23 protein-coding genes are annotated in these 21,061 nt (G+C 53.9%); 16 read left to right on the top strand and 7 right to left on the bottom strand.

Annotated elements, in window-relative coordinates; genetic code table 11:
• Nucleotides 1–11: 11 nt before the first annotated feature.
• The gene (locus IM282_RS08440) at nucleotides 12–704 is read right to left on the bottom strand and encodes a molecular chaperone (RefSeq protein WP_001223973.1); all 693 of its coding nucleotides are present in this window, start codon (nucleotides 702–704) and stop codon (nucleotides 12–14) included.
• Between the two features lie 52 nt (nucleotides 705–756).
• Nucleotides 757–1,341 carry a fimbrial protein gene (locus tag IM282_RS08435; protein WP_022646579.1) on the bottom strand — a complete coding sequence of 195 codons (585 nt, stop codon included), beginning with the start codon at nucleotides 1,339–1,341 and terminating at the stop codon, nucleotides 757–759.
• Between the two features lie 374 nt (nucleotides 1,342–1,715).
• On the opposite strand from IM282_RS08435, the gene IM282_RS08430 reads away from it, so the two are divergent.
• The 15 genes from IM282_RS08430 (at nucleotide 1,716) to IM282_RS08360 (ending at nucleotide 16,406) form a co-directional block, all read left to right on the top strand.
• A complete protein-coding gene (locus IM282_RS08430) occupies nucleotides 1,716–2,528 on the top strand; it encodes a winged helix-turn-helix domain-containing protein (RefSeq protein WP_022646580.1) in 813 nt (270 codons plus the stop codon).
• 18 nt (nucleotides 2,529–2,546) lie between these two features.
• Nucleotides 2,547–3,017: a hypothetical protein gene (locus IM282_RS08425; RefSeq protein ID WP_022646581.1), complete on the top strand. Its 471-nt coding sequence runs from the start codon at nucleotides 2,547–2,549 to the stop codon at nucleotides 3,015–3,017.
• Between the two features lie 227 nt (nucleotides 3,018–3,244).
• Entirely contained in the window at nucleotides 3,245–3,868 is a 624-nt protein-coding gene (locus tag IM282_RS08420) for a common pilus major fimbrillin subunit EcpA (RefSeq protein ID WP_003860995.1), read from the top strand.
• A 45-nt stretch (nucleotides 3,869–3,913) separates the two neighbouring features.
• Nucleotides 3,914–4,591, top strand: coding sequence for a fimbria/pilus periplasmic chaperone (locus IM282_RS08415; RefSeq protein ID WP_022646582.1), 678 nt, complete (start codon nucleotides 3,914–3,916; stop codon nucleotides 4,589–4,591).
• Between the two features lie 6 nt (nucleotides 4,592–4,597).
• Nucleotides 4,598–7,192 carry a CS1-pili formation C-terminal domain-containing protein gene (locus IM282_RS08410; protein ID WP_192970316.1) on the top strand — a complete coding sequence of 865 codons (2,595 nt, stop codon included), beginning with the start codon at nucleotides 4,598–4,600 and terminating at the stop codon, nucleotides 7,190–7,192.
• The gene (locus tag IM282_RS08405; RefSeq protein WP_163346862.1) at nucleotides 7,170–8,768 is read left to right on the top strand and encodes a receptor; all 1,599 of its coding nucleotides are present in this window, start codon (nucleotides 7,170–7,172) and stop codon (nucleotides 8,766–8,768) included. The genes IM282_RS08410 and IM282_RS08405 overlap by 23 nt, the downstream gene beginning before the upstream one ends.
• A 6-nt stretch (nucleotides 8,769–8,774) precedes the next feature.
• Nucleotides 8,775–9,428 (top strand): hypothetical protein, encoded by a 654-nt coding sequence (locus IM282_RS08400; protein WP_006812468.1) that lies wholly within the window; start codon nucleotides 8,775–8,777, stop codon nucleotides 9,426–9,428.
• A gap of 73 nt (nucleotides 9,429–9,501) precedes the next feature.
• Entirely contained in the window at nucleotides 9,502–9,696 is a 195-nt protein-coding gene (locus tag IM282_RS08395; RefSeq protein WP_022646586.1) for a hypothetical protein, read from the top strand.
• A gap of 23 nt (nucleotides 9,697–9,719) precedes the next feature.
• Complete coding sequence (locus IM282_RS08390) at nucleotides 9,720–9,905, top strand: hypothetical protein (RefSeq protein WP_001196016.1); 186 nt, start codon at nucleotides 9,720–9,722, stop codon at nucleotides 9,903–9,905.
• 67 nt (nucleotides 9,906–9,972) lie between these two features.
• Nucleotides 9,973–12,069 (top strand): peptidase domain-containing ABC transporter, encoded by a 2,097-nt coding sequence (locus tag IM282_RS08385; protein ID WP_192970315.1) that lies wholly within the window; start codon nucleotides 9,973–9,975, stop codon nucleotides 12,067–12,069.
• Nucleotides 12,066–12,815 carry a hypothetical protein gene (locus IM282_RS08380; RefSeq protein WP_023298991.1) on the top strand — a complete coding sequence of 250 codons (750 nt, stop codon included), beginning with the start codon at nucleotides 12,066–12,068 and terminating at the stop codon, nucleotides 12,813–12,815. Before IM282_RS08385 ends, IM282_RS08380 begins: the two co-directional genes overlap by 4 nt.
• A 6-nt stretch (nucleotides 12,816–12,821) precedes the next feature.
• The gene (locus IM282_RS22010) at nucleotides 12,822–14,072 is read left to right on the top strand and encodes an HlyD family secretion protein (RefSeq protein WP_023298992.1); all 1,251 of its coding nucleotides are present in this window, start codon (nucleotides 12,822–12,824) and stop codon (nucleotides 14,070–14,072) included.
• A gap of 89 nt (nucleotides 14,073–14,161) precedes the next feature.
• Entirely contained in the window at nucleotides 14,162–14,941 is a 780-nt protein-coding gene (locus IM282_RS08370; protein ID WP_032626633.1) for an MBL fold metallo-hydrolase, read from the top strand.
• Nucleotides 14,942–14,966: 25 nt separating this feature from the next.
• A complete protein-coding gene (locus IM282_RS08365; RefSeq protein ID WP_045621011.1) occupies nucleotides 14,967–15,953 on the top strand; it encodes a GlxA family transcriptional regulator in 987 nt (328 codons plus the stop codon).
• A 123-nt stretch (nucleotides 15,954–16,076) separates the two neighbouring features.
• Complete coding sequence (locus IM282_RS08360) at nucleotides 16,077–16,406, top strand: hypothetical protein (RefSeq protein WP_192970314.1); 330 nt, start codon at nucleotides 16,077–16,079, stop codon at nucleotides 16,404–16,406.
• 140 nt (nucleotides 16,407–16,546) lie between these two features.
• Here IM282_RS08360 and IM282_RS08355 read toward each other — a convergent pair whose 3' ends face one another.
• The 5 genes from IM282_RS08355 to IM282_RS08335 form a co-directional block, all read right to left on the bottom strand.
• Nucleotides 16,547–16,720 (bottom strand): hypothetical protein, encoded by a 174-nt coding sequence (locus tag IM282_RS08355; protein WP_159425306.1) that lies wholly within the window; start codon nucleotides 16,718–16,720, stop codon nucleotides 16,547–16,549.
• Between the two features lie 165 nt (nucleotides 16,721–16,885).
• The gene (locus IM282_RS08350; RefSeq protein WP_023305168.1) at nucleotides 16,886–17,974 is read right to left on the bottom strand and encodes an AAA family ATPase; all 1,089 of its coding nucleotides are present in this window, start codon (nucleotides 17,972–17,974) and stop codon (nucleotides 16,886–16,888) included.
• A gap of 146 nt (nucleotides 17,975–18,120) precedes the next feature.
• The gene (locus IM282_RS08345; RefSeq protein ID WP_063937971.1) at nucleotides 18,121–19,080 is read right to left on the bottom strand and encodes a DUF523 and DUF1722 domain-containing protein; all 960 of its coding nucleotides are present in this window, start codon (nucleotides 19,078–19,080) and stop codon (nucleotides 18,121–18,123) included.
• 102 nt (nucleotides 19,081–19,182) lie between these two features.
• Nucleotides 19,183–19,593 (bottom strand): hydroxyisourate hydrolase, encoded by a 411-nt coding sequence (gene uraH / locus IM282_RS08340; protein WP_023298998.1) that lies wholly within the window; start codon nucleotides 19,591–19,593, stop codon nucleotides 19,183–19,185.
• A 99-nt stretch (nucleotides 19,594–19,692) separates the two neighbouring features.
• Complete coding sequence (locus tag IM282_RS08335) at nucleotides 19,693–20,418, bottom strand: MerR family transcriptional regulator (RefSeq protein ID WP_022646597.1); 726 nt, start codon at nucleotides 20,416–20,418, stop codon at nucleotides 19,693–19,695.
• Between the two features lie 117 nt (nucleotides 20,419–20,535).
• Here IM282_RS08335 and IM282_RS08330 point away from each other — a divergent pair, with 117 nt between their 5' ends.
• A complete protein-coding gene (locus IM282_RS08330; RefSeq protein WP_023305169.1) occupies nucleotides 20,536–21,060 on the top strand; it encodes a lipocalin family protein in 525 nt (174 codons plus the stop codon).
• Nucleotide 21,061: the final 1 nt, after the last annotated feature.

The following is a 21,061-nucleotide window of genomic DNA, read 5'->3' as shown; positions in this document are numbered from 1 at the left end:
AGTCTTTCCGATCACTGACTGGTGAAAGTCCGGGTTTTATACGCGCCAAGATCGTCCACATACATCAGCTGGAAGGTCTGTCCGCGCTTAACCGTATTTTTTGCGGCGACCGTCAGCTGCCCAAACGGGGAAACCATCGGGGACTCCTGGAGCAATTTCGTTTTACCCAGCGAAATATTGGCGACCGTAATATGGAACGGACTGTTATTTGTAATGCGAAAGCGATCGCCTTCGGCGGCGAGCGTCAGTTTCGCCACCGCGTCATCCAGCGTGCCTTTCAGCGCAGCGGGCCGGTAAAAAAGTTTGATACGGGATTTAATCGCCAGCTGAACGGTATTCTGATTTTGCAGATTTTCAGGTCTGGGCGGAATGTCGAGGACATTCAGGAAAAAGACGGATTCGCGATCCGCAGGCAAGCTGGACGGCAGCTTTTTAATACGAAGCTGTTGGCCATTATGTTCGTTAACTTTTATCACCGGCGGCGACAGCAGAAACGGCACATTGGCTGTTTCCGGCGTGGAATTAATATCACCGTCATCTATCCAGGATTGCACCAGAGCAGGCGCATCGCCCGTATTCATTAACTGGACGATCACCTCTTTGTTATTTTCAGGATAAAGGACACGGGTGCCATTAATGACAATATTGGCCCATGAGTGACCGGTGCTTAGCAGTAAGCCTGCCAGCAAAATTGCCTTGCGCATGATTGCAACCTTAAATACAGGCTCTGCGAAAACAGAGCCTGAATAATCATTATTACAGGTAGGAAATGGTATACGTTACGTTGGAGCTTAACTCGCCCACGGTGGCGGCAGCGGCGTTCGTTTTATAGTAATAAACATCCAGCGTCAGCGTCTCGGAATCTGGCGCGGTCGCTGTACCCATAATATCCGTAGTGTAAGGCTGGTTCAGGGTAATTGGCGTAGACGAACCTGGCTCCACTAACGCAAAACCGACATTACGTGCCACACTGGCATCGCTTTCGTTCACGCTGTTATTCAGCAGGTATTTACCGTCAGTGGAAATATTATCCGCGCTGGAGAAATACACTTTCAGCGGGGTACCGGTTGTTCCGGCTGCTGGTGAACAACCTGAGAACGTCAGCGCAATAGATTTTTTATTCTTAGTGATCAGGCCAACCGTGGTGCCTGCATCTTTTACCGAAATAGGGGAAAGCGCAACGGTAAAGTCCGCGCTTTTACCGCCGTTAATGGTACAGGTTGTATCGGTAATAGCGCCGGTAAAGTTAATGATACCACCCGCTGAATTGTCTGCGGCAACTGCGCTGGTAGAAGCAATAGCGGCGGCCAGCAGTGATACGGTCATGATCGATTTGAACATGATAAACTCCATGAAGATTTGTGTTATTTAAAATGAATGTTAATCGGCTACACATGTCCCTGATGTACCGGCTAGACGCATGGCGACTCGGGAGAATGCTTTGACGATATTATGTTGCACTAAAAAAGTACATAACAAAACATTATTCCAACAACTTCTAAAGTTTAAGATTATAATCTTGCGAGTTAGTTTTTTTTAATGTTTTAACCTAAATGCGTTAGTTCGAATATTTTTATTAATGATTTAATAATTGTTAATTAATGAAGCTTTATGAATTCATCTCTCAATTAATATCACGCGACTTGACCACACAAACTTTAGACTTATTATTGCCTGGCAAATGCACATAATTTTAACAATGGCGTAATAATAATATGAAGTATCTCATTGATCTTACAATGCTTTATGAAGTCGACACCGGTATGATCATGATTAATGGAGAGGAAGAGTCATCCATTAAGTTATCTAACCAGGCGGGTCGTCTGCTTTATGAACTTATCATCAATAATGGTAAAACTCTCGACAGAGACGACCTGATAAAGAAGGTCTGGGAGGATCATGGTTTCTCTGGTTCTTCGGTGAGTCTGAATGTTGCCATAAGTGAAATCAGAAAAGCATTTCGTACATTAGGATGCGATCCTTTACTGATAAAAACGATACGTGGCAAGGGATTTAGCCTTGCCGCGCATATTGAACATCACACGGTCAGGCCGCCGGTCGTTTCAACGCTTAGTGAGCAATCTGCCTCTGAAGCATTCGATACGCTAGCGCATAAGAAAGATGCCGATCCGCCTAAACAATTAATATCGCTGCACAGACTCTTTATTTCTCTTTGCACGTTATTACTGATTACCGTTATCGGCACCGCTGTTTTACTGTTGCACCAAAGGGATTCCTATGCCGAGAGCCTGAAAGATTCTGATATGCATCTGCTCGGTAAAGTGGACCGGTGTACGGTGTACCTGATCGATAAGAATATGTATCAGCCGCGACAGCACTACTTTAATCACGTAAAAGAGGTCATTGCCAGTCAACATATCGACTGTCAACACCAGGTTGCAGATGCTTACTATTCCAGGTTTAAAAAGTCGCAGATAGAAAATTATTTCCTGGCCATCTGTTATCAGCAGGACAGTATCGACGATTATAAGAACTGCATTTCTTACAGAAGCCTGACCGGGAGTTAAAATATGTCAAGGACTAAAATGAGTGTACTGTTCAGTATCGTACTGGCGCTGTCTGCCATCGCGTTGTTGTGGATCTATTTTACCAGAACGCAGGATGAGGGGTTTGGCTGCCAGTCAGATACCATTTCCTGGAAAACCTATTCCACGGGTGAGTTAACCGATATGTCGCTAACCACGCTTTTCCTGTTTAACAACAAAGATGTTGTGACGGTTATTCATAAAGGCGTACTCAAGAAAGAGGGCAAAAGCTACCTGATTGACAGAAATTACACGCTCAGCGTGGAAAAAGTCGACGGAAGCAATATCTTTTATATTAAGGATAAAAAGCTGAATAAGTCTGAAGATGATGCGGCGCCGGATGGCGTTGTAAACGAAATGTTACTTGATAATATCAACTTCTTCTATATTACCCGCGTTAAACCGCACGCCTGGTTAATTAAGGGGCTGGTTTTGCCTGTAATGATGTGTGTGGCTGTTCCGACGTCCTGATATTTCTCTTTATTGAAAAATCGATATTTATCTATTGCTCGGGAAATTGAGTGATTTACTCAATACGTAACAATAAGATACGAGAAATTTATTTATATTTTTATTGTTATTCTCCGGCGAGTGAATTTTTCTGTATTGCCTCGTTATTTTGCGGCTGTCTATACTCCGCCTCGAAAAAGGGGCTCCCCTTTTTATACACGTGGATTCTTTTTTGAAGGACTAAATAAATGAACAAACTGAACGCTATCGTTCTGGGCTCCCTGCTGTCTGTTTCTGCCCTGAGCGCAGTTAATGCAGCAGAAACGACGGCTTCTGCCACCTGGCAGGCAACCGCGACCAAAGACAGCGAATCCGACCTGGTTGTTACGCCAACGCGTGCTTTGAACTTCGTTTACAGCGCCAATACCAAATCTTTCAACACCGATACCGGTCTGTTTGATGTGGCTATCCGTGGCGATCACTCTACGGCGACCAGCTTCAAACTCGAAGCTATCCTCGATGATTCAAACAACACGCTGTTCAGCGTGGGCGGTGAAGCGACCAAGCTGAAAGTGGGTGCGCGTTGGGGCGGTAACGACCTGGGCTCTATCGGTGGCACCGTGGGGGCGAAATCAACCGCATGGACCACGCTGGTTGATTCTTCTTCTAACACCGGCGTCTCTTCTGGCCTGTGGAACCTGACCACCAGCGCAGGCGCGGCGGCAGATACCGAAATTACCGGCCAGGACAAATTCGTCTTCTACGTTGACTCCGCTCAGGACAACGCGGGTACTGCGAAAGAGTTCAAAGACCTGACCAACAGCCTGTGGGAAGGGACCGTATCTGTTGCGTTCCGCGCAACCTGGGGCTAAGGCCTGATCGATCCAGGGGCGCAAGCCCCTGTTTAGGGAAATAGCATGTTTAACCTCAAATCCGCCTTCTTATTTTTATTATTTATCTCTTCCTCCGCGCTGGCCATTAATGTGGGAAAAGTCACCACCATTATTCCTGCGGATGCTGACTCCACCGCCAAGGAAATAAAAAACGAAGCAGACAGCGTGCGTATTGTTTCTGTTCGCGCACAGCGGATCAGCAGCCCAATGGATGAAGGGATCGTCATTAATCCGGAGAAAGTGGACGAACTGTTGCTGACGCCCACGCGCATGGTAATGCCCGCCGGTACCAGCAATATTGTCAAATTTTACTATCACGGAAACGCCGATAACAAAGAGCGTTACTACCGCATTACCTTCACGGATGAAGGGGTGAGCGAAGAGGTGGACAGCGGTTCACCAAAAAACGGTACCGGGATGACGCGCGCGGTGGTGAGCACCATTCTGGTGGTTCAGCCCCGTGATAAGAAGATCGACTTCGTCTATGTGGCGGGAAAAATAACCAATAAAGGGAACACCGCTTTTCGCGTCAATGCGACCGGAACCTGCCTGAAGCCGAATCCGGAATCACCGACTACGCCGTGTACCAAAAACTTCTACCTGATGCCGGATACCTCGCGCGCTATCGAGGATATCAACGTTACGGATAACCATTTTCATCTCGGAATATGGGACCTGAAACAGTTCATACCTGTTAAGTAAGGATGCATGGTGAAAAATAAATTAGTGTTGCCGGTGATGATGGCTTGCGCATCCGGCACGCTGCCCGCGCTTGCGCATGCAGCCTCAAGCTCCGTGGTTATCGCTAATTACCGTTTTCCCGACTCGCTTTATGCACTGCTGGAGCAGGGGATCAAAATTCCCGTCTATCTGGTGAATACGCGTCCACACTCAGCACAACAAGGGAACCACGAAGGCACGGCGAGCGAATATGTTCGTATCGGTGACGTGACGCTCTTTGCAAAAGATCTGAAGCTGGGGCTGAGGGACGTTCAGGTCCAGGAGTCTGATAACGGCATTCGTCTGTCAAAAGAGATGAGAACGTTATTGCAGAGCATTAACGACAAGCAGTTTGATGACCAGATGCGCATTCCGGTAAGTACGGGGTCCGCGTTCGAGCTGGATCAGAAAAAAATGCGCCTGTTGCTGAATCTGTCGCAGAGCGACTACGGGGTGAATATTCGCCCGCGTGAGGTGGACATTGATGCGCCGGAGTCTGACGACCTGAGCGGCACGTTCTCCTACAACCTCGGGGCGTATCACACCGAGAGCGGCTACGGTGACAGCTGGTCGTCGGGCTATCTGAACGCAAGAAACTGGATCTCAATGGGCGTTGATCATGTGCTGATCGACGGCTCTGGCTACGTCAACGAGAGCAGCAGCGATACCCAGATGAATGCGGTTATGTGGGAGCGCGACTATCAGGGGATGCGCTACGCCGCGGGCATGCTGAACGGCTGGGCGATGCAGTCTCTGGCGAGCGTCAGCGGGATTTCCGGCGGTGAAGTCTACGGCGTTTCCATGGGCAACCAGGCCAACTCCCGTAAGCGCGATAACACGCTCTCTCTGACGCCTGTGGTGGTCTATTTCCCCACGGCGGGCGAGGCCCGTATTCGTCGTGACGGGCAGCTTATCGGGATTCAGCGCTTTGATGTGGGTAATCACGAAATTGACACCAGCAGCCTACCCTACGGGATCTACAGCATCGAAGTTGAGGTGGTGAGCGGAAGCCGCACCGTGTCACGTAGCATGTACACCGTGAATAAGCCGTTCTCCAGCAACGTGTCGGAAACGCTGCGCTGGCAGATGTGGGGCGGGATGTATAGCCGCGATAAATCCGTCGTCAATTATAAAAAATACGCGAAACACAAAAACGAGCAGGACAACACCTACTACTACGATTACGACACCAAACATAAAGACACCATGTCGCTGGTGGGGGCCTCGTTCAGCAAGCGCAGCGGGATGGTCGACTGGAACGCCTCCACCTACATGATGCGCGAACACATCGTCAGCGAGCTGTGGGCCTCCCTGAACCTGACGGGCTATTTCTCGGTGAATACCCAGACCATGGCCGCCTCCGACGGAACGTACCGCGCCAACTACGGCGCGAATCTCAGCCTGCCGTGGCAGATCGGTTCGGTCTGGTACTCCCATGAACAGCTCTCCAGCGGCAAGTTCCTCGATATCTATGAGAGCAAGGGCAACACCTGGGGCGCCTCCTTTAGCCTGCCGTCGTTCGGCCTGCCCTCAGCGGGCAACCTGAGCCTGATGCGTCAGGAGGACGACCTCTATCGCTATAAACGCTATCAGCTGGACTACTCCCAGGGGTTATACGCCGGTCGCTACGGTACGGCGCGCCTGCGGGTGGGGATGTCGCGCAACAAATACGACGGGTATTACGAAGAGAAAGATCGTTACGTGATGCTCGATTTCGCCATACCGCTCGGCAATACCGTGTCGGTTGGCGTTTCCCACAATCGCGATACCGGCACGGCGCTGAACGTCAGCGCCAGCCGCCAGTTTGAAGGCGATTACCTGAAATCGGCCACAGCCAACGTCTCGAAAGCCTTTAACAGCCGCCAGGATCGCAGCGTAAGCGGCGGCGGCAGCGTGAACTTCGACACGCCGTGGAACAGCAACATCCTCAGCGTCCAGAGCGGCATGAGTAAAGGCTGGAACTCCACGCTGACCAGTGACGGCAGCGTGGGCTGGTCCAAAGAGGCCATCGCCGCCGGGAAAGGCACCGAAAGCGCAGGGGTGATTGTCAGTACCGGTCTCAAATCTGATGAAGCGCTGACCCTGAAGCTTAACGGCCGGGCAGAACGCATCAAAGGGGATAAAACCTGGCTGTCGCTGCCGGCATACCAGGCCTATGACCTGGAAGTGATGAACAGTGAAACCGGTACGGAGAGCTATGAGATTGGCGCGAATGCGCGTCGCCATATCACGGTTTATCCGGGCAATACCGTGGTGATGAAGCCGCAGGTGAAGAAAATCGTCACTCTGTTTGGTCGTCTTGTGGATGCAAACGGGGCCCCGATTGGCGCCATGCAGATCAAAAACCACGTCGGGCTGACCCGGACGGAAAACGACGGACGCTTCGTGATCGACGTTGATAAGAACAACCCTGTCCTGAGTATCGCCACGCCGGACGACAGCGTCTGCGAAGTGCGCCTGGACATCGAGTCTAACCGCGGTGCGCTGTGGCTTGGGGACATCTCCTGCGACAAAGGCGATTTCGTCTGGCAGGAAGCAAAAGGAACGCAGGAACGTGACGATGAAAAAGATATTCGCTCTTAATTTACTGCTGATGAGCGCGGCGGCCCAGGCGCAGGAGCTGCCCTATTTCGCCATTAATAACCCGGACAATAACGGGACGGGAAACAGCGCGGGGCTGTTTAGTCTGAACAGCACGTCGACCGCGTTTTTACACGGTTCGCGCGAGTGGCCGACCCTGAGTGCGAAAACGAATAACGGTATCGCCACTTACATCCCGGACAACAGCTACAGCGGTCCGGCAGGCAGCGCGCTGACCATCAACTTTTCGGTGACCGGTTCCAGCGCTTCTCCGTTCTTTAAAGGGACGGCGTGTTCCTCGTCCTGCGGCAACACGGGGTACACCCCGACGACCCGCTATACCGATACGTCGATGGTGGTTAAGCCGCCGGTGATGGAGCCCGGCACGTCATACGGGCGCTGGGTACTGGGCGATCCGTTCTTTAACTATTTGCTCAACGCCGCGCCAGGGGATGAAGTGACCATCACCTCCACGCCGCAAATCAGCTCCATCAACAAAGTGACCACCACCAATACGCTTCACAAGGTGGGTACGCTGACTATGACCAACGCCAGGGCGCTCAACCTGGGGATTGACCCGATCAGCGGCGAGGTGACGATTGTCGATGGATCAACAGGGGCCACCTGCACCAAATACACCCGCAACACGATCTCTGGCGTGCTGTGCGACCTGCTTGAATACACGTTTGTTGGGGAAGATATCTCCGGTTACAACGGGGGGCTGGCGCTCACCTCTTCCCGCGTCAACAGCGTGCTGCAATCGCACATGAACGGCGGCACCGGGCTTGCCGCCGAGCTGACCTTCGATGAAAACACCTGGTACAGTATCTCCGGCGGTATCCTGAGTGATACGCGTGTCCTGGCAAACACCTTCCTCGCGGCGCCGCAGAAAAACGGCGGCAAAGCGTACCTTAAAATATTTTTGCCGAAAGCGTTAATTCTGAGCGTGGCGCAGGCGGGGGACGGCAGCAGCATTGGCAATATCGTCAGCCTGTGCCTGACGCCCGGCAACAGCTCGCTGGCGGCGGATTTCTGCTTCCAGCCGGGGGGCGGCCTGGTGATTAACCCTATTCAGCCGGGGCTGGAGATTACGCCCGACAACCCGGATTACGCCCTCGATCCTGACGGTCTGGGCGGCTCCGGGAAAGGCGCCATCGGCGAAACGCCCATTGAGATCCCCTACACCATCACCTACAGCGGGGCGCAAAAAGATGCGGCGATTGCGGTCACGGTAAAAGTCACCGGGCCTACTCAAAGCCTGAATGGGGTGGACTACTGCGCCTTCAGCGGCAACGGCTTTACGGTTCCCATTCCGGGCAACGTGCTGGTGGGGAAAAGCCAGACGCGCATGGCGCATAACTGTAAAGGCGAGGTATTGTCGATCCCGGCGCCGGCCACCCATGCGGAAGAGTGGGACAAAATGAGTTCCGGCGTGACCGATATGTGGCTCTGGAAAACACCGCTGATCCTCCAGTTCGTTATGGATAATCCGGTATCGAAGACCACCTATGACGGAAATAGCTGGTTTGGCGAAGTGACCGCGCAGGGAAGAATAGATGTTAGCGCATCCTGGAATTAATCAACCATGACTGGAAAATTCCTGGCTATTTTTGCAATAAATTGCTTCATTTCCACAGGGGCAAATGCTTTAATTATCGAAAGTCTGAATATTGATTTTCTTCCCGAAAGAGAAGTTGTTTTTCAGCCGATAAAAAACGATACCAGCGAACGTCAGAATTATACCGTTTCGCTTATTCAGGTAGACGTTCCTAAAGAGAAGGGAAAAGAAACCGAAATAAAAGACGGCGAAGTCATGTATTCGCCTAAGCAATTAACGCTGGGGAGCGGTGAGCGCGCGGGTTTTAAATTTTACTATACCGGCCCGCATGACAACAAAGAGCGATACTATCGCGTAAAATTCACCGAGACGCCGCTCCAGGCAAAGGTCATCACGCGCAAAGGCCAGCGCATCCAGTCGGATGTGGTGGTCTCGCTTGAGGCTATTTTGATTGTCCGTCCATGGACACGACATTTTGATTATGCGTTTAGCAACGGGGTGGTGAGTAATACCGGGAATACCTATTTTAAATATGTTTCCTCGGTCGGGTGCAGTACGCAATACAATAATTCAAAATATATTCCTCCGGGGCAACGGCTGGAAATAGATAATGCCGGGCAGGCTGCAAGACGAATGATTATTTATGGCAATAAAATCATTCCGCTGACCACCTGCCCGTAGCAACCGCTTTCCTTCATAAAAGGAAATTAGCCTTTAGCATCATGCTAAAGATCCATCACTACAGGAGATAAAAATGAAAGCGATTTCATTCGTAGAAGCGAAAGACATTATTGGCGGCGCGTTAAACCCGTTCGCTGGTCTGGTTAAAGGTGCACAGCTGGGTTACGACACTGGCGCCAGCATCATGGGCATGGTTGGCGGTGTGGTTGGCGGAGTTCTGGGTGGCGCAATGGGCTTCCTGGGCGCGCTGGTTGGTAGCTACAACTAATTCACGTTTACAGGAAAAGTATCATGCAAGTTATCGATTTCAAAAAAGCACAGGCCATCATCGGTGGTTGGGATCCGTTTGCTGCCGCTATTCAGGGCGCAAGCGCGGGCTATAACGCGGGCAGCCAGATGTTAGGCGCGCTGGGCGGCACCATCGGTGGCGTATTCGGCCTGGTGGGCGGCTTCATCGGCGGTTTCTTCAGCGCTTAAGCGAGAAGCACGTTGTACGCATGGCCCGCATTGCCGGGCCATTTTTTTATTTCAGCCACGGATCATTATGTTTTCGCTCTTTCAGTATAAAAAACAGGGTAAGACCCCTGTTATTCGCCAGCATGAATTTACCGAATGTGGACTGGCCTGCCTGGCGATGGTGTTGGGGCACTATGACCACCATGTCTCCGTCAGCCAGCTGCGCCGGGAGATTTCCGTTTCCGCCGATGCGGGAACCTCAATGGCGGAATTGTTGACCCTTGCCAGCGATAAAAATATGTCTGGCCGGGTGCTTAAAGGCGAAATCACTGAAATAGAAACGTCTGAGCTGCCGCTCATCGCCTTCTGGCGCGGCAACCATTTCGTGGTCATCGTGAAGATCGACAGCCGCAGCGTGACCGTTCACGACCCGGCCAGCGGCGTGCGTCGTTACCGCCTGAAAGAGGCGGAAAAACTGTTTTCCGGGTATGTGCTTGAGCTTAAGCCCACGCCGTGTTTCGAAAAGAAATCCCCGGATGAAAAGCTCACGCTTGGCCGGTTAGCCAATAAATCTCCGAGCCTGTTCCAGCGCCAGCTGCTGCTGTTTGTGCTCTGTATTTTTACTCTCATCACCATGGTGGCGAGCCCCACCTACGTGCAGCTGATTATGGATGAGGCCATTTCCCGCAGCGACAGCGATCTGGTGATCCTGCTCACCGCGATCTTCGCTATCGTCTTTATCTTTGAAGTCATCGGTAAATTCCTCAAGCAGCTGCTTGAGATCCTGATGCGTAACATTGCCTATGACGATTTAAGCCAGTCCGTGCGCCACTACATGCTGCGCACCCAGACCAGCTGGTTCCGCTCGCGCCCGCCGGGCATCGTGCTGGCTATTGAAAAATCGCTCCACGCCTGCGCGGAGTTCATCAGCAATGGCTACGTGCAAATTCTCTTTTCCAGCCTGATCGCCGTCACCAGCCTGCTGTTTATGCTGCTGTATAACGTCAAAATTGCGCTGCTGACGATGCTGCTGATGGGCGTGTTTTTCCTGATCCGCTTTTCGCTGATCGGCCCCTATCAACGCGCGGTGGATGACTCCATCGAACGTACCGCCCAGTATGAATCTCTGCTGGTAGAGACACAGAAAGGGATCATTACGCTCAAGGCGAACAATATGGAGCAGGCCCGGGATGCGGTGATGGACAAATCCCAGCGCGAACACATCGCCGGGCTGATGCGTAAAGAGCGGCTGCTGGCCCGCTTTGACGTGGCTTCGCTGCTGGTGATCAATGCCGAGCAGCTGCTGGTGGTCTGCTTTGGCGCGTGGCTGATCCTGGAAGGGCAGATGAGCATCGGGATGCTGTACGCCTATATCAGCTATAAGCGCTATTTTTCCGATGCCATGGTGCAGGTGGCGCAGAAGCTGCTGGACAAAAATGCCCTTAAGGGGCCGCTGGATCGCGTGGGCGACCTGCTGTTTGCCCCCTCTGAAACCAGCCAGTTTGGGAAGCGGATTGTCACCTCGCCGGTCTGTCTGCAATTTGAGGATGTCTCATTTGCTTATCCAGGCCGGGAGGCCACGCTACAGCATATCAACATGACCCTGAAGCAGGGCGAAGAGGCGGTGATCGTGGGCCAGAGCGGGTCGGGAAAAACCACGCTGCTGCGTCTGATCTCCGGCATGTTGCTGTCATCGTCTGGCACGCTGCGGATCAATAAGATCCCCATTGAAGAGTGCGATCTTTCCTCGCTGCGCCAGCACATCCGCATTGTTCATGCAGACGATATTCTCTTCACCGGCTCGATTCTGGACAACATCGCCTGCTTTGACAGCGCGCCGGATAAAGAGCAGGTCATCGCCGCGTGTCGGCTGGCGGAAGTGGACCACGTCGTCGCCCGTCTGCCGCACGGTTACGAAACGGAGATGCTGCCGGGGAACACCTTTTTCTCAGCCGGGGAGATGCAGCGTCTGGTCCTGGCGCGCGCCCTGTACAGCCAGCCTAAGCTACTGCTCTGCGACGAAGTGACGGCGAACCTGGATAAGACCACCGCGCAAAAGGTGCTGGCGAACCTGCGTAGCCTGGGGATTGGCCTGGTATTTGTTACCCACTCGCCGGACGTGGTGGGCTGTCAGGGGCGTCTCTATACCATGGAAAACGGCACCCTGCGGGAGAGTGAGCAATGATGTTTCTGCCGCGTCTCTATGCCCGACTCTGCGCGCGCCAGGCCGGACGCACCTTAATGGCAAACCGGATTGCGCAAAACTACAGCCAGTTTATGCCCTGCCCGGAGGCCGATGTGCCGGCTGATTTTCTGCATCAGAACGCCCATGAGCTGAGCGGGTTTAACTTCGTGGAACAGATTTTCCCGCCCGCGCTGTGGGCGCGCAACGTTCGCTTCGATCTGCATGCGTACGTGGCGCAGTGGACGCAGGATCAGGGGTTTTACAGTTCATCTCGCACCCTGCTACTGGGCATGCGCTGGGCGGGCTTTGGCCTGATTATGGATGCGCTGCTCGCCACCGCGCCAGATGATGTGCGCTTTCAGTTTATTACCCGCCACCCTGCGCTGCACAAGCTGATGGCCACACACGACGGACGGCGCGCCGGCTCGTTTTTCGCCCCTCAGCGCCTGGTGACGGTGCTGCTGATGGATGAACGCCTGCCGGATGCGCCGCTGTTCCCAATTCAGGCAGGCGATCGCAAGGCGTGGTTAACGGACGTCTCCACGCGGTTTTTATCGCGTTATGGCTACAGCGTCCGAACGCTGCTGCCGGTCTGTTCGCTGCACGCGGTAGAGTTTGGGCTGGAGAGCCAGGCGTATGCGCCAGAGGATTACCGTCTGGCCGCCGCCGACACGCTGAACGCGCTGCGCAAAACCCCCACGCTCTGGAGTGGATGGGACGATCTTTCAGTGATTTATCATGGATGACATATCGTGAAATTAAAAAACCGAAGCCGACAGCGTCGGGCGCTAATCCCGCACCACTTCTCAAAAAGCTATCAAATCAACGCGCCGCGGCTGAAAACCGTGCTGACGCTGTTCATCGCCTTTTTTCTCTGCCTGCTGGTCTTTGCGATTGCTTTCAACTTTTCGGAAACCACGCTGGCACGCGGGGTGCTGATCCCGGCGCAGGGCGATGTGGAGGTGCGCGCCAGAGAGTCCGGAACCCTTGTTGATTTTGCCGTCCGGCCCGGCCAGTACGTGAAGGAAAACGATCCGCTGTTCACCGTGTCGCAGGACTATGGCGGCAAGCAGGGCTCGGTGGTGCAGTTTGACCGCCAGCAGATGGAAGCGGAGAAAAAGCGCAGCGAGCAGCGCATCCAGGCCATTGAGGACTCGATTGCGTCGTATCGCAAAAATCTGGCGCAGCAGCTGGCTCTCACTGACAAGCAGATCGCCGTTTCCCGCGATAAGGTGAAGAAGCTGCGCGCGCTGTTAAAAAACAGCACCGACACCTACGAGGCGTGGAAATCCGTCTCCGGGAAGGGCTATGTCTCCAAAGTGGATCTCGATAAAAGCCATAACGATGTGCTCAACGCCCAGCTCAACCTGACGCTGGAGGAGAGCACTATTCTTGAGCTTGAGGCGCGCAAAACCAGCCTGACCGACAGCACCCAGTCGCAAATTGATTCGCTGAGCGAAGAGCAGCTGTACGTGAAAAACCGCATCAGCGAAATCGATCGCAACCTGTCCAGCCGGGGGAGTTCCACCATGGCGATGCTGGCCCCTTCAGATGGCTACGTGGTGGCGATTAACTTCCCGCCAGGCCGGGCCATTACGCAAAACAGCGAGGTGGTGGTGGTGATCCGTAAAAATACCGCGGCGACGATGGAGGGGTACCTGTATGTTCCGGCAACGGGGGTGGGGCGCGTGGCGAAAGGCGATAAGGTTAAGCTGCGCTTCGACTCCTGGCCCGTGGACAAATACGGTTCCGTGGAGGCGACGCTGTCCGATTTCTATGAGGTAAACATTGATGCCCATTCGGCGCTGATCCCGCTCCAGGAAGGGCAGAACTACTACCTGGCTAAAGTGCGCGTCCCCTCCTGGTTTACCGACCCGGACAAGAAAAAGCGCATGCTGATGGGCGGGATGACGGTGAACGCCGATATCGTTATCGATCGTAAGCCGCTTATCAATCTGCTGATTGCGCCGCTGGAAAGGGTGCGCAAGCGGTTTATCGATTGACCCGATTTCATCGATCATCGCCCTTTAGCCCACATTCTTAACGGCACCCTGGGGCTATTCTCCTTCTCATACCAACCGGAGGATAGCCCATGAACATTACGCAAATTCGCAACGCCACCCAGCTGATCACTTACGCAGGAAAACGCTTTTTAATCGACCCAATGCTGGCGCCAAAAGGCGCTTATCCGGGTTTTCCCGGCACCGCGCGGGCCGATATTCGCAACCCGATGGTCGAGCTTCCCGTTGACGTTCAAACGCTGCTGGACACCGATGCGGTGATCGTCACCCATACCCATGACGATCACTGGGATCAGTATGCCGTTGAGCTGATCGCCAAACACAAGCCGATCTACGTGCAAAATGATAGCGATGCCGCGCTGCTGCGCGGACAGGGCTTTCACAACCTGACGGTCATGACCGACGAAACGACGTTCGGCGATATCCGGATTGCGAAAACTTATGGCGGCCAGCACGGCACTGACCGCGCTTATGCCGTGCCGGAGCTGGCAGAGCGTCTGGGTGAAGCCTGCGGCGTGGTCTTCCGTCATCCCGATGAGAAGACGCTTTATATCGCAGGGGATACCATCTGGCGCGACGCGGTTGCGGCCGATCTACAAAAGCATCAACCGGACGTTGTCGTGCTCAACGCTGGTTACGCCCACGTCATCGGGTTTGGGCCAATTATCATGGGGGAAGAAGATCTGCTTAACGTGCATTTCCTGCTGCCGCAGGCGAAAATCGTGGCGACCCATATGGAAGCTATCAACCACTGCCTGCTGACCCGCCGCGCGCTGCGCGAGTATGTTGACGCCAACGAGATAAGTGACGCGGTGAGCATTCCTCAGGACGGCGAAACCGTTATATTCTGAGTGTTAAAGGGGAAAGGAGAGACAGATGCCGCTTGTTAACGTTGCTATTGTCGCGGTGGACGGGTTTAGCCCGTTCCACTACTCCGTCCCCTGCATTCTGTTTGGCGATACGGTATCCGGGGAAAAGCGCTTTAACGTCACGATCTGCGCTGAAAAACCGGGATTCCTGACCTCGAAAGACGGTTTTGCCCTGCATGCGACGCAGGATTTTTCCGCGATCGCATCGGCTGAAATTGTGGTTGTACCCTACTGGCAGCACGTACTGGAGCGCCCGCCTCAGACGCTGCTCGACAGCCTGGTTAAGGCCAGAGACAACGGGGCGGAAATTGTTGGGCTGTGTCTGGGATCGTTTGTGCTGGGCTATGCCGGCATACTCAGCGGCAAACGGGCCGCCACCCATTGGGAGTTTGAACACCAGTTTCAGACGCTGTTTCCGGACGTTCGACTGGACATCAACGCGCTCTACGTGGACGACGGCAATGTGATCACCTCGGCAGGTACCGCCGCCGCGCTCGACTGCTGTTTGTATATCATCCGCCAGCGCTTTGGCAGCGTCGTCGCCAATCAGATTGCCCGCCGGATGATCGTCCCGCCGCACCGCGAGGGCGGGCAGGCGCAGTTTATTGCGCAGCCTGTGCCGAAAGATACCCGCGACGGGCGGATTAACTGTCTCATAGACTACCTTCAGCAGCACATTTCCGAGCCGCATAACCTGGATTCGCTGGCGGACGTGGTGTCGATGAGCCGACGCACGCTGACCCGCCATTTTATCAAGGCGACGGGCATGAGCGTTGCCGACTGGCTTACCGCCGAGCGACTGCGGCGCAGCCAGATCCTGCTGGAGTCCGGCAGTCTGCCAATCGAAAGCGTCGCTGAGCAGGTGGGGTTTTTATCAGCGGTGACGTATCGGCAGCAGTTTAAGGCGCGCTTTGGCGTCAGTCCGGCGGAGTGGCGTAAGACGTTTCGCGTTAAGCCGTTTGCAGCGAAAAATAATGCTGGCGAGATGGAATAAAAAGACGTGGGCGACTTCTTTGCCTTTAAAGCGGGCGGTAATGGGTATGCATCAGACGGGTTACTAGCACTTCTCTTCCGGTTAAGATAATCCACGTTACTTTCCAGAAGAAAAGGTAGTGGCATGAACAATATTGAAACGCAGTTACTTGAATCAGGTTTCACCGTAAAAGAATTAGCGTATCTGAACCGAAACGTTAGCCGTTATGGTTCATCCCTGCTCGAGGTGGTGCTTGAGTTGGGCAAGCGTTTCATCATGGTACTGTGTATTACTGCGGCTGTGGCTCTGATTTTCCTGGCGCTTCTTTTTTTCGCTGAACATTACAATATTGTTTCCGGCGGTATTTCTCTTTTCATCGTATTGATTATTGCCTGGTTTTTTCAACCCCCAATCATTGCTTACAAAGCCTGGCGCTTCAGAAAGAAATACATTAGTTCTGGCAAGACGCATTAGAAATTAAATCAAACGAGACTTTTGCAGAGACACCCCAGCCGACAATTTTCATAGTGAGCGCTGCGCGATTCATTCCGTCGACTTTGCGGTAGAAATCCAGCGGGAGATAACGTGACCGACGACTTTGTTATTTTCTTTAACTAGTTAATCTGAGCAAAAAGCTGAGCAGTACGGGAGCGAAGCATTCTGCTTTGCTCAAGAAGACTTTCGTTCTCAGCCCGGATGTTTTTCAGGCACTCCATGCACTCCTCATCACTTCTGGCCGCCCGGGTAGCGCTAAATTGTTGCATCACAAACTGCCGAATATCATCCATAAATTTAATCCGTGCGAGTCCGTCGCTGAGATGTTGCCCTCCGACAATATTCGCAGTATTGATAATCTGTCGCGAGCGCAGAATTCGCCGAAGGTATATACCGACGGAAATCATCTTCGTCGTTGATGGCGACCTTGAAAGTGGTGACTGCATAAAAGAAATGCATTACCCCAGCCGCTCCATCCGCGTCTCCCCCTCCATCATCGACAGCTGATACAGCGAAAACGATCGGTGCTTCTCAATCAACTGCGCCAGCTCCGGCGAGTGGCTGGTGAGCCAGATCTGCGAGTAGCGGCTGGCCTCGGCAATGAGGCTTGCCAGAGCGGGCAGCATCTGCGGATGCAGGCTGTTTTCCGGTTCGTTGAGGGCGATGAATGCGGGAGGGCGCGGGCTTAGCAGCGCCACCGCCAGGCACAGAAAACGCAGCGTCCCGTCGGAGAACTCTGCCGGTTCCAGCGGCCTGCTTAGCCCCTCGCGCTGCATCATCATGCGGAAGCGCCCGCCGGTGTTGTCGCTGTAAAACACGCAGCCGGGGAAGGCCTGGTCGAGAATGCGCATCAGCAGCAGCTCGTCGCCAATTTCGACAATGGTCTGAAACGCGGCGGCCAGGTTCGCGCCGTCGCTGGCCAGCACCGGGGAACGAAAACCCACCTGCGGCGCACGGATCGCCGAGCCGGATGAGACGGAAAACTCATGATAAAATCGCCAGTTACGCAGGGACTCGCGCATCTGCGACACTTCGGGGTAGAGGTGCGGTTCACCGAGTTGCCCGAACACCGACTCGTTCTCATACAGCGTACCGCTGTGGGTCACTTTTTCGTGATGCACGTTGTTCAGGAAAACCGCCTGATTCTTACGCTTCATCAGCTGTGACGACGGACGACGGTGCTGGCCGCTCAGCCAGATAGCTTCCTCTTTGATCACCGGATCGAGCTGAAACTGTGAGGGATAGGGCAGCTTTTCCACGAACCCGACCTGAAGCTCATATTCATAGGTTTCCGTTTCCACCGCCAGGTTCATGCGCCGCAGCTGATCGCTGCGGGTTTTGCCCGCCCAGAACACTTTCAAAATCCCCCCCTCGTTTGCCAGCGCCTGGGAGAATTGCCCCTGCGCCGCGCTGTGCATCAGGTAAATCGCTTTATAAATATTGGATTTTCCGGTGCCGTTGGGGCCGAACACGATATTGAGCTGTTCCAGCTCAAGCGACATATCGCGAATTGAGCGGTAGTTTTGAATATGCAGATTTTTGATCATCGGGGTACTCCGCTGTGCACGCTTAACCTGTACAGAATTACAGTATTTTACGCTGAGCGCAAAAAAAAGACGACAGTGAGGGTGTCGTCTAAACGGGGTACAGCTTTGGGCCTCTGTGGGTCAATGGGGCCTTCGCTTCTTTCTTATCAGGTAACGGCCAGACGCAGACCCAAATCATCAGGATAGGGATCAAAGTAGTTTTGCGTCATCAGATACCGGTCAGGGTATTCAGCCAGATAATGCTTAAGCAGCGTCAGCGGCGCGAGGATCGGCAGCAGCCCGTCCCGGTAATGCAGGATCACATCACGCAGTTCTCCGCGCTGGCGGCTGTTCAGCTGGTTACGGAAATAGCCCTGAATGTGCATCAGCACGTTAGTGTGATTCTTCCGCGAAGCGGGTTTTTTCAGGATGGTCATCAGCTTGTCGCGATAGGCCACGAAAAACGCGTCCAGATCGTCCCACTCGTGCAGTGATGCCACGAACGGGCCAATTTCACGGTAGCCTGCCTGATGGTGCGCCAGAAGCTGAAGCTTATAGCGGCTGTGAAAGTCCAGCAGGGCACGGCGCGTCAGGCCATTTTTACGCATTACGTTCAGTTCGTGGAGAGCAAAAACGCGCTCAACAAAGTTTTCCCGCAGTACCGGATCGTGCAGGCGACCGTCTTCTTCGACGGGCAGCCAGGGGAAAGTTTCAAGGAGGGCGGCGGTGAACAGCCCGACACCCTCCTTGCGGCCCCGGTTGCCGTTTTCGTCGTACAGCCGCACGCGCTCCATGCCGCAGCTAGGGGATTTTGCACAGACGATAAACCCTGACAGATCGCCGATTTTCGGCAGATAATCTGCCGTAAATGCGGCCATCTTCTGCGTGACGTCATCGTGCGGCGCTTTGCTGAATTGCATTTCTGTCTCGCCGCCAGTGGTCATCACCAGGCGCAGCGCCGGACGAGGCGTGGGCAGGCCGATAGCCATTTCAGGGCATACCGGGCGGAAAGCGACCCACTGCGCCAGCTCATCCATCACAAAGCCCATACGCTTATGTCCGCCGTCAAAGCGAACGGCGGAACCGGTCAAACATCCGCTAATACCCAGCACAGGTTTTGTTGTCATGATGTGCACCTCCCGATCTCATATCTAAAAGTTACACAACAATGCGTATTTGTCCAAGTATTGACGGGATTATTTTTTAATCGTCTTTAAAATCAAGAGCAATCAGCTGCCCTTGTAGGTTGAGTAACCGTACTGGCTGAGCAGAAGCGGGATGTGCAGTTTTTCATTGGTGCGGGTGACGGTGAACAGCACCGGCACTTCCGGGAAGAAGGAGTCCAGCTTTTTGCCGTGGAAGTAATCTGCGGTTTTGAAGGTCACTTTATACACGCCTGGCGCCATATCCTGATCCTGCGGATAGAGCGATTTGATGCGCCCGTCGTGGTCAGTTTTACCGCTGGCAATCGGGGTCCACTTGTTCTGCTCCTGCTTTTCCAGCGTGACGGCCACATCTGCTGGCGGCATACCGGTTTGCTGGTCCAGAACGTGGACGCTCAGGGTGCCTGCCGGGGCGCTGAACGCGGCAGGGGCGAAAGCCATTGTAGCCAGCATCATCAGAGGGAGTGTCTTTTTCATCGTGTTTTCCTGTTGAGTTGTCGGTGACAGGAAAACGTTAGCACTCGCTGCGCGAAAAAATATTCAACTTTTCGTGAAGTTTGCCACAGCAGAAAATAATCAGAGGATAATTACCTCAAGGGAAACCTGCTGCTGCCACTGCGCAACCTGCTTTTTCCGCGCGGCGGTAAGTTTACCGCTGGTAACCAGCAGCCATTTGCGATCCGGAAAAATTTCCGGGGCCAGCGCGGCAGGGGGAACCGGCAGTATGTCGATGCGGTGGCCCTGGCCGGTGCGCGTCAGGGCTTCAAGCCAGATCTCACACGGGTCGTTCAGATGCCAGCCGCTGATGAGGATGTTATCGCCCGGCGCTTTTTTATCGCCCTCAAGGCAAAACGAGGTGTAGGCGATGAGGATGCCGTCGAGGATCTCACGCAGCGTCATGGCGGCGGCGACGTTGGCCGATATCTGGCTGCGCAACGGACGCAGCACGTTAGTGACCAGCTCTGGCCTTGGGTATTCGCGTCCGGCGTCGTAAATCATCTGACGCAGGGATTCAATTTTCCCCTCCTGCAACTTTTGCAGCATGGCCTGTTGCAGGGTTTGCCAGTTATTGGCGCGGCGCGGCACAGGGCGTTCCAGCAGTGATTTTACCTGGCCGATGGGTACGCCTTTTTTAACCCAGTCGAGGATTTTCAGCGCCTGCTGAACGTCCTCATCGCTGTACAGGCGGTGACCGCCGTCCGTACGCTCGGGTTTGAGTAATCCATAGCGTCGCTGCCACGCCCGCAGCGTGGTGGCGGTGATGCCGCTGAGTCTGGCGAATTCGCCGATGGAGTAAGCCATGTCTGCATCCGAAGAGAAGGAGTAGTCTCAATATACTACGAATATTCCCCGACGGGATGAAGCGCCGCACGGGTGCGCTACACTTAACGTCCAACCGCGTAATTGAAAGGAGTTCTCATGAGGCTATGGCCTGTCGTTACCGGTGTCGCCATTGCGCTGACGCTGGTTGCCTGTAAATCTCCCACGCCGCCGAAAGGCGTGCAGCCCATTACCGGCTTTGATGCCAGCCGCTATCTCGGCAAATGGTATGAAGTCGCCCGACTGGAAAATCGCTTCGAGCGCGGTCTGGAACAGGTGACCGCGACGTACGGCAAGCGCAGCGATGGCGGTATCAGCGTACTGAATCGTGGCTATGATCCGGTGAAGAACAAGTGGAATGAGAGCGAAGGAAAGGCGTACTTTACCGGCGAACCGACTACGGCTGCGCTGAAGGTATCGTTCTTCGGCCCGTTCTACGGCGGCTATAACGTGATCAAGCTGGACGATAAGTACCAGTACGCGCTGGTCAGCGGCCCGAACCGCGACTACCTGTGGATTTTATCGCGCACCCCGACCATTCCGGATGCGGTAAAACAGGACTACCTGAATACCGCACGCGATCTGGGCTTCCGGGTCGATCAGCTGGTGTGGGTTAAACACTGAC

This window comes from Enterobacter cloacae complex sp. P29RS (genome assembly GCF_014893445.1).
GTDB classification, from domain to species: domain Bacteria; phylum Pseudomonadota; class Gammaproteobacteria; order Enterobacterales; family Enterobacteriaceae; genus Enterobacter; species Enterobacter intestinihominis.
The sequence above is the reverse complement of the archived record's forward strand: the minus strand, read 5'-3'. Positions and strand labels throughout refer to the sequence as shown.

Excerpts from the sequence above, each read along its gene's own strand:
- IM282_RS08410 (WP_192970316.1), top strand. The coding sequence starts at position 4,598 with ATGGTGAAAAATAAATTAGTGTTGCCGGTGATGATGGCTTGCGCATCC.
- IM282_RS08355 (WP_159425306.1), bottom strand. The coding sequence starts at position 16,720 with ATGGATGATATTCGGCAGTTTGTGATGCAACAATTTAGCGCTACCCGG.
- IM282_RS08395 (WP_022646586.1), top strand. The coding sequence starts at position 9,502 with ATGAAAGCGATTTCATTCGTAGAAGCGAAAGACATTATTGGCGGCGCG.
- IM282_RS08390 (WP_001196016.1), top strand. The coding sequence starts at position 9,720 with ATGCAAGTTATCGATTTCAAAAAAGCACAGGCCATCATCGGTGGTTGG.
- IM282_RS08335 (WP_022646597.1), bottom strand. The coding sequence starts at position 20,418 with ATGGCTTACTCCATCGGCGAATTCGCCAGACTCAGCGGCATCACCGCC.
- IM282_RS08420 (WP_003860995.1), top strand. The coding sequence starts at position 3,245 with ATGAACAAACTGAACGCTATCGTTCTGGGCTCCCTGCTGTCTGTTTCT.
- IM282_RS08330 (WP_023305169.1), top strand. The coding sequence starts at position 20,536 with ATGAGGCTATGGCCTGTCGTTACCGGTGTCGCCATTGCGCTGACGCTG.
- IM282_RS08440 (WP_001223973.1), bottom strand. The coding sequence starts at position 704 with ATGCGCAAGGCAATTTTGCTGGCAGGCTTACTGCTAAGCACCGGTCAC.
- IM282_RS08350 (WP_023305168.1), bottom strand. The coding sequence starts at position 17,974 with ATGATCAAAAATCTGCATATTCAAAACTACCGCTCAATTCGCGATATG.
- IM282_RS08400 (WP_006812468.1), top strand. The coding sequence starts at position 8,775 with ATGACTGGAAAATTCCTGGCTATTTTTGCAATAAATTGCTTCATTTCC.
- IM282_RS08385 (WP_192970315.1), top strand. The coding sequence starts at position 9,973 with ATGTTTTCGCTCTTTCAGTATAAAAAACAGGGTAAGACCCCTGTTATT.
- IM282_RS08360 (WP_192970314.1), top strand. The coding sequence starts at position 16,077 with ATGAACAATATTGAAACGCAGTTACTTGAATCAGGTTTCACCGTAAAA.
- IM282_RS08345 (WP_063937971.1), bottom strand. The coding sequence starts at position 19,080 with ATGACAACAAAACCTGTGCTGGGTATTAGCGGATGTTTGACCGGTTCC.
- IM282_RS08425 (WP_022646581.1), top strand. The coding sequence starts at position 2,547 with ATGAGTGTACTGTTCAGTATCGTACTGGCGCTGTCTGCCATCGCGTTG.
- IM282_RS08365 (WP_045621011.1), top strand. The coding sequence starts at position 14,967 with ATGCCGCTTGTTAACGTTGCTATTGTCGCGGTGGACGGGTTTAGCCCG.
- IM282_RS08415 (WP_022646582.1), top strand. The coding sequence starts at position 3,914 with ATGTTTAACCTCAAATCCGCCTTCTTATTTTTATTATTTATCTCTTCC.
- IM282_RS08430 (WP_022646580.1), top strand. The coding sequence starts at position 1,716 with ATGAAGTATCTCATTGATCTTACAATGCTTTATGAAGTCGACACCGGT.
- IM282_RS08435 (WP_022646579.1), bottom strand. The coding sequence starts at position 1,341 with ATGTTCAAATCGATCATGACCGTATCACTGCTGGCCGCCGCTATTGCT.
- IM282_RS08370 (WP_032626633.1), top strand. The coding sequence starts at position 14,162 with ATGAACATTACGCAAATTCGCAACGCCACCCAGCTGATCACTTACGCA.
- uraH (WP_023298998.1), bottom strand. The coding sequence starts at position 19,593 with ATGAAAAAGACACTCCCTCTGATGATGCTGGCTACAATGGCTTTCGCC.
- IM282_RS08405 (WP_163346862.1), top strand. The coding sequence starts at position 7,170 with ATGAAAAAGATATTCGCTCTTAATTTACTGCTGATGAGCGCGGCGGCC.
- IM282_RS08380 (WP_023298991.1), top strand. The coding sequence starts at position 12,066 with ATGATGTTTCTGCCGCGTCTCTATGCCCGACTCTGCGCGCGCCAGGCC.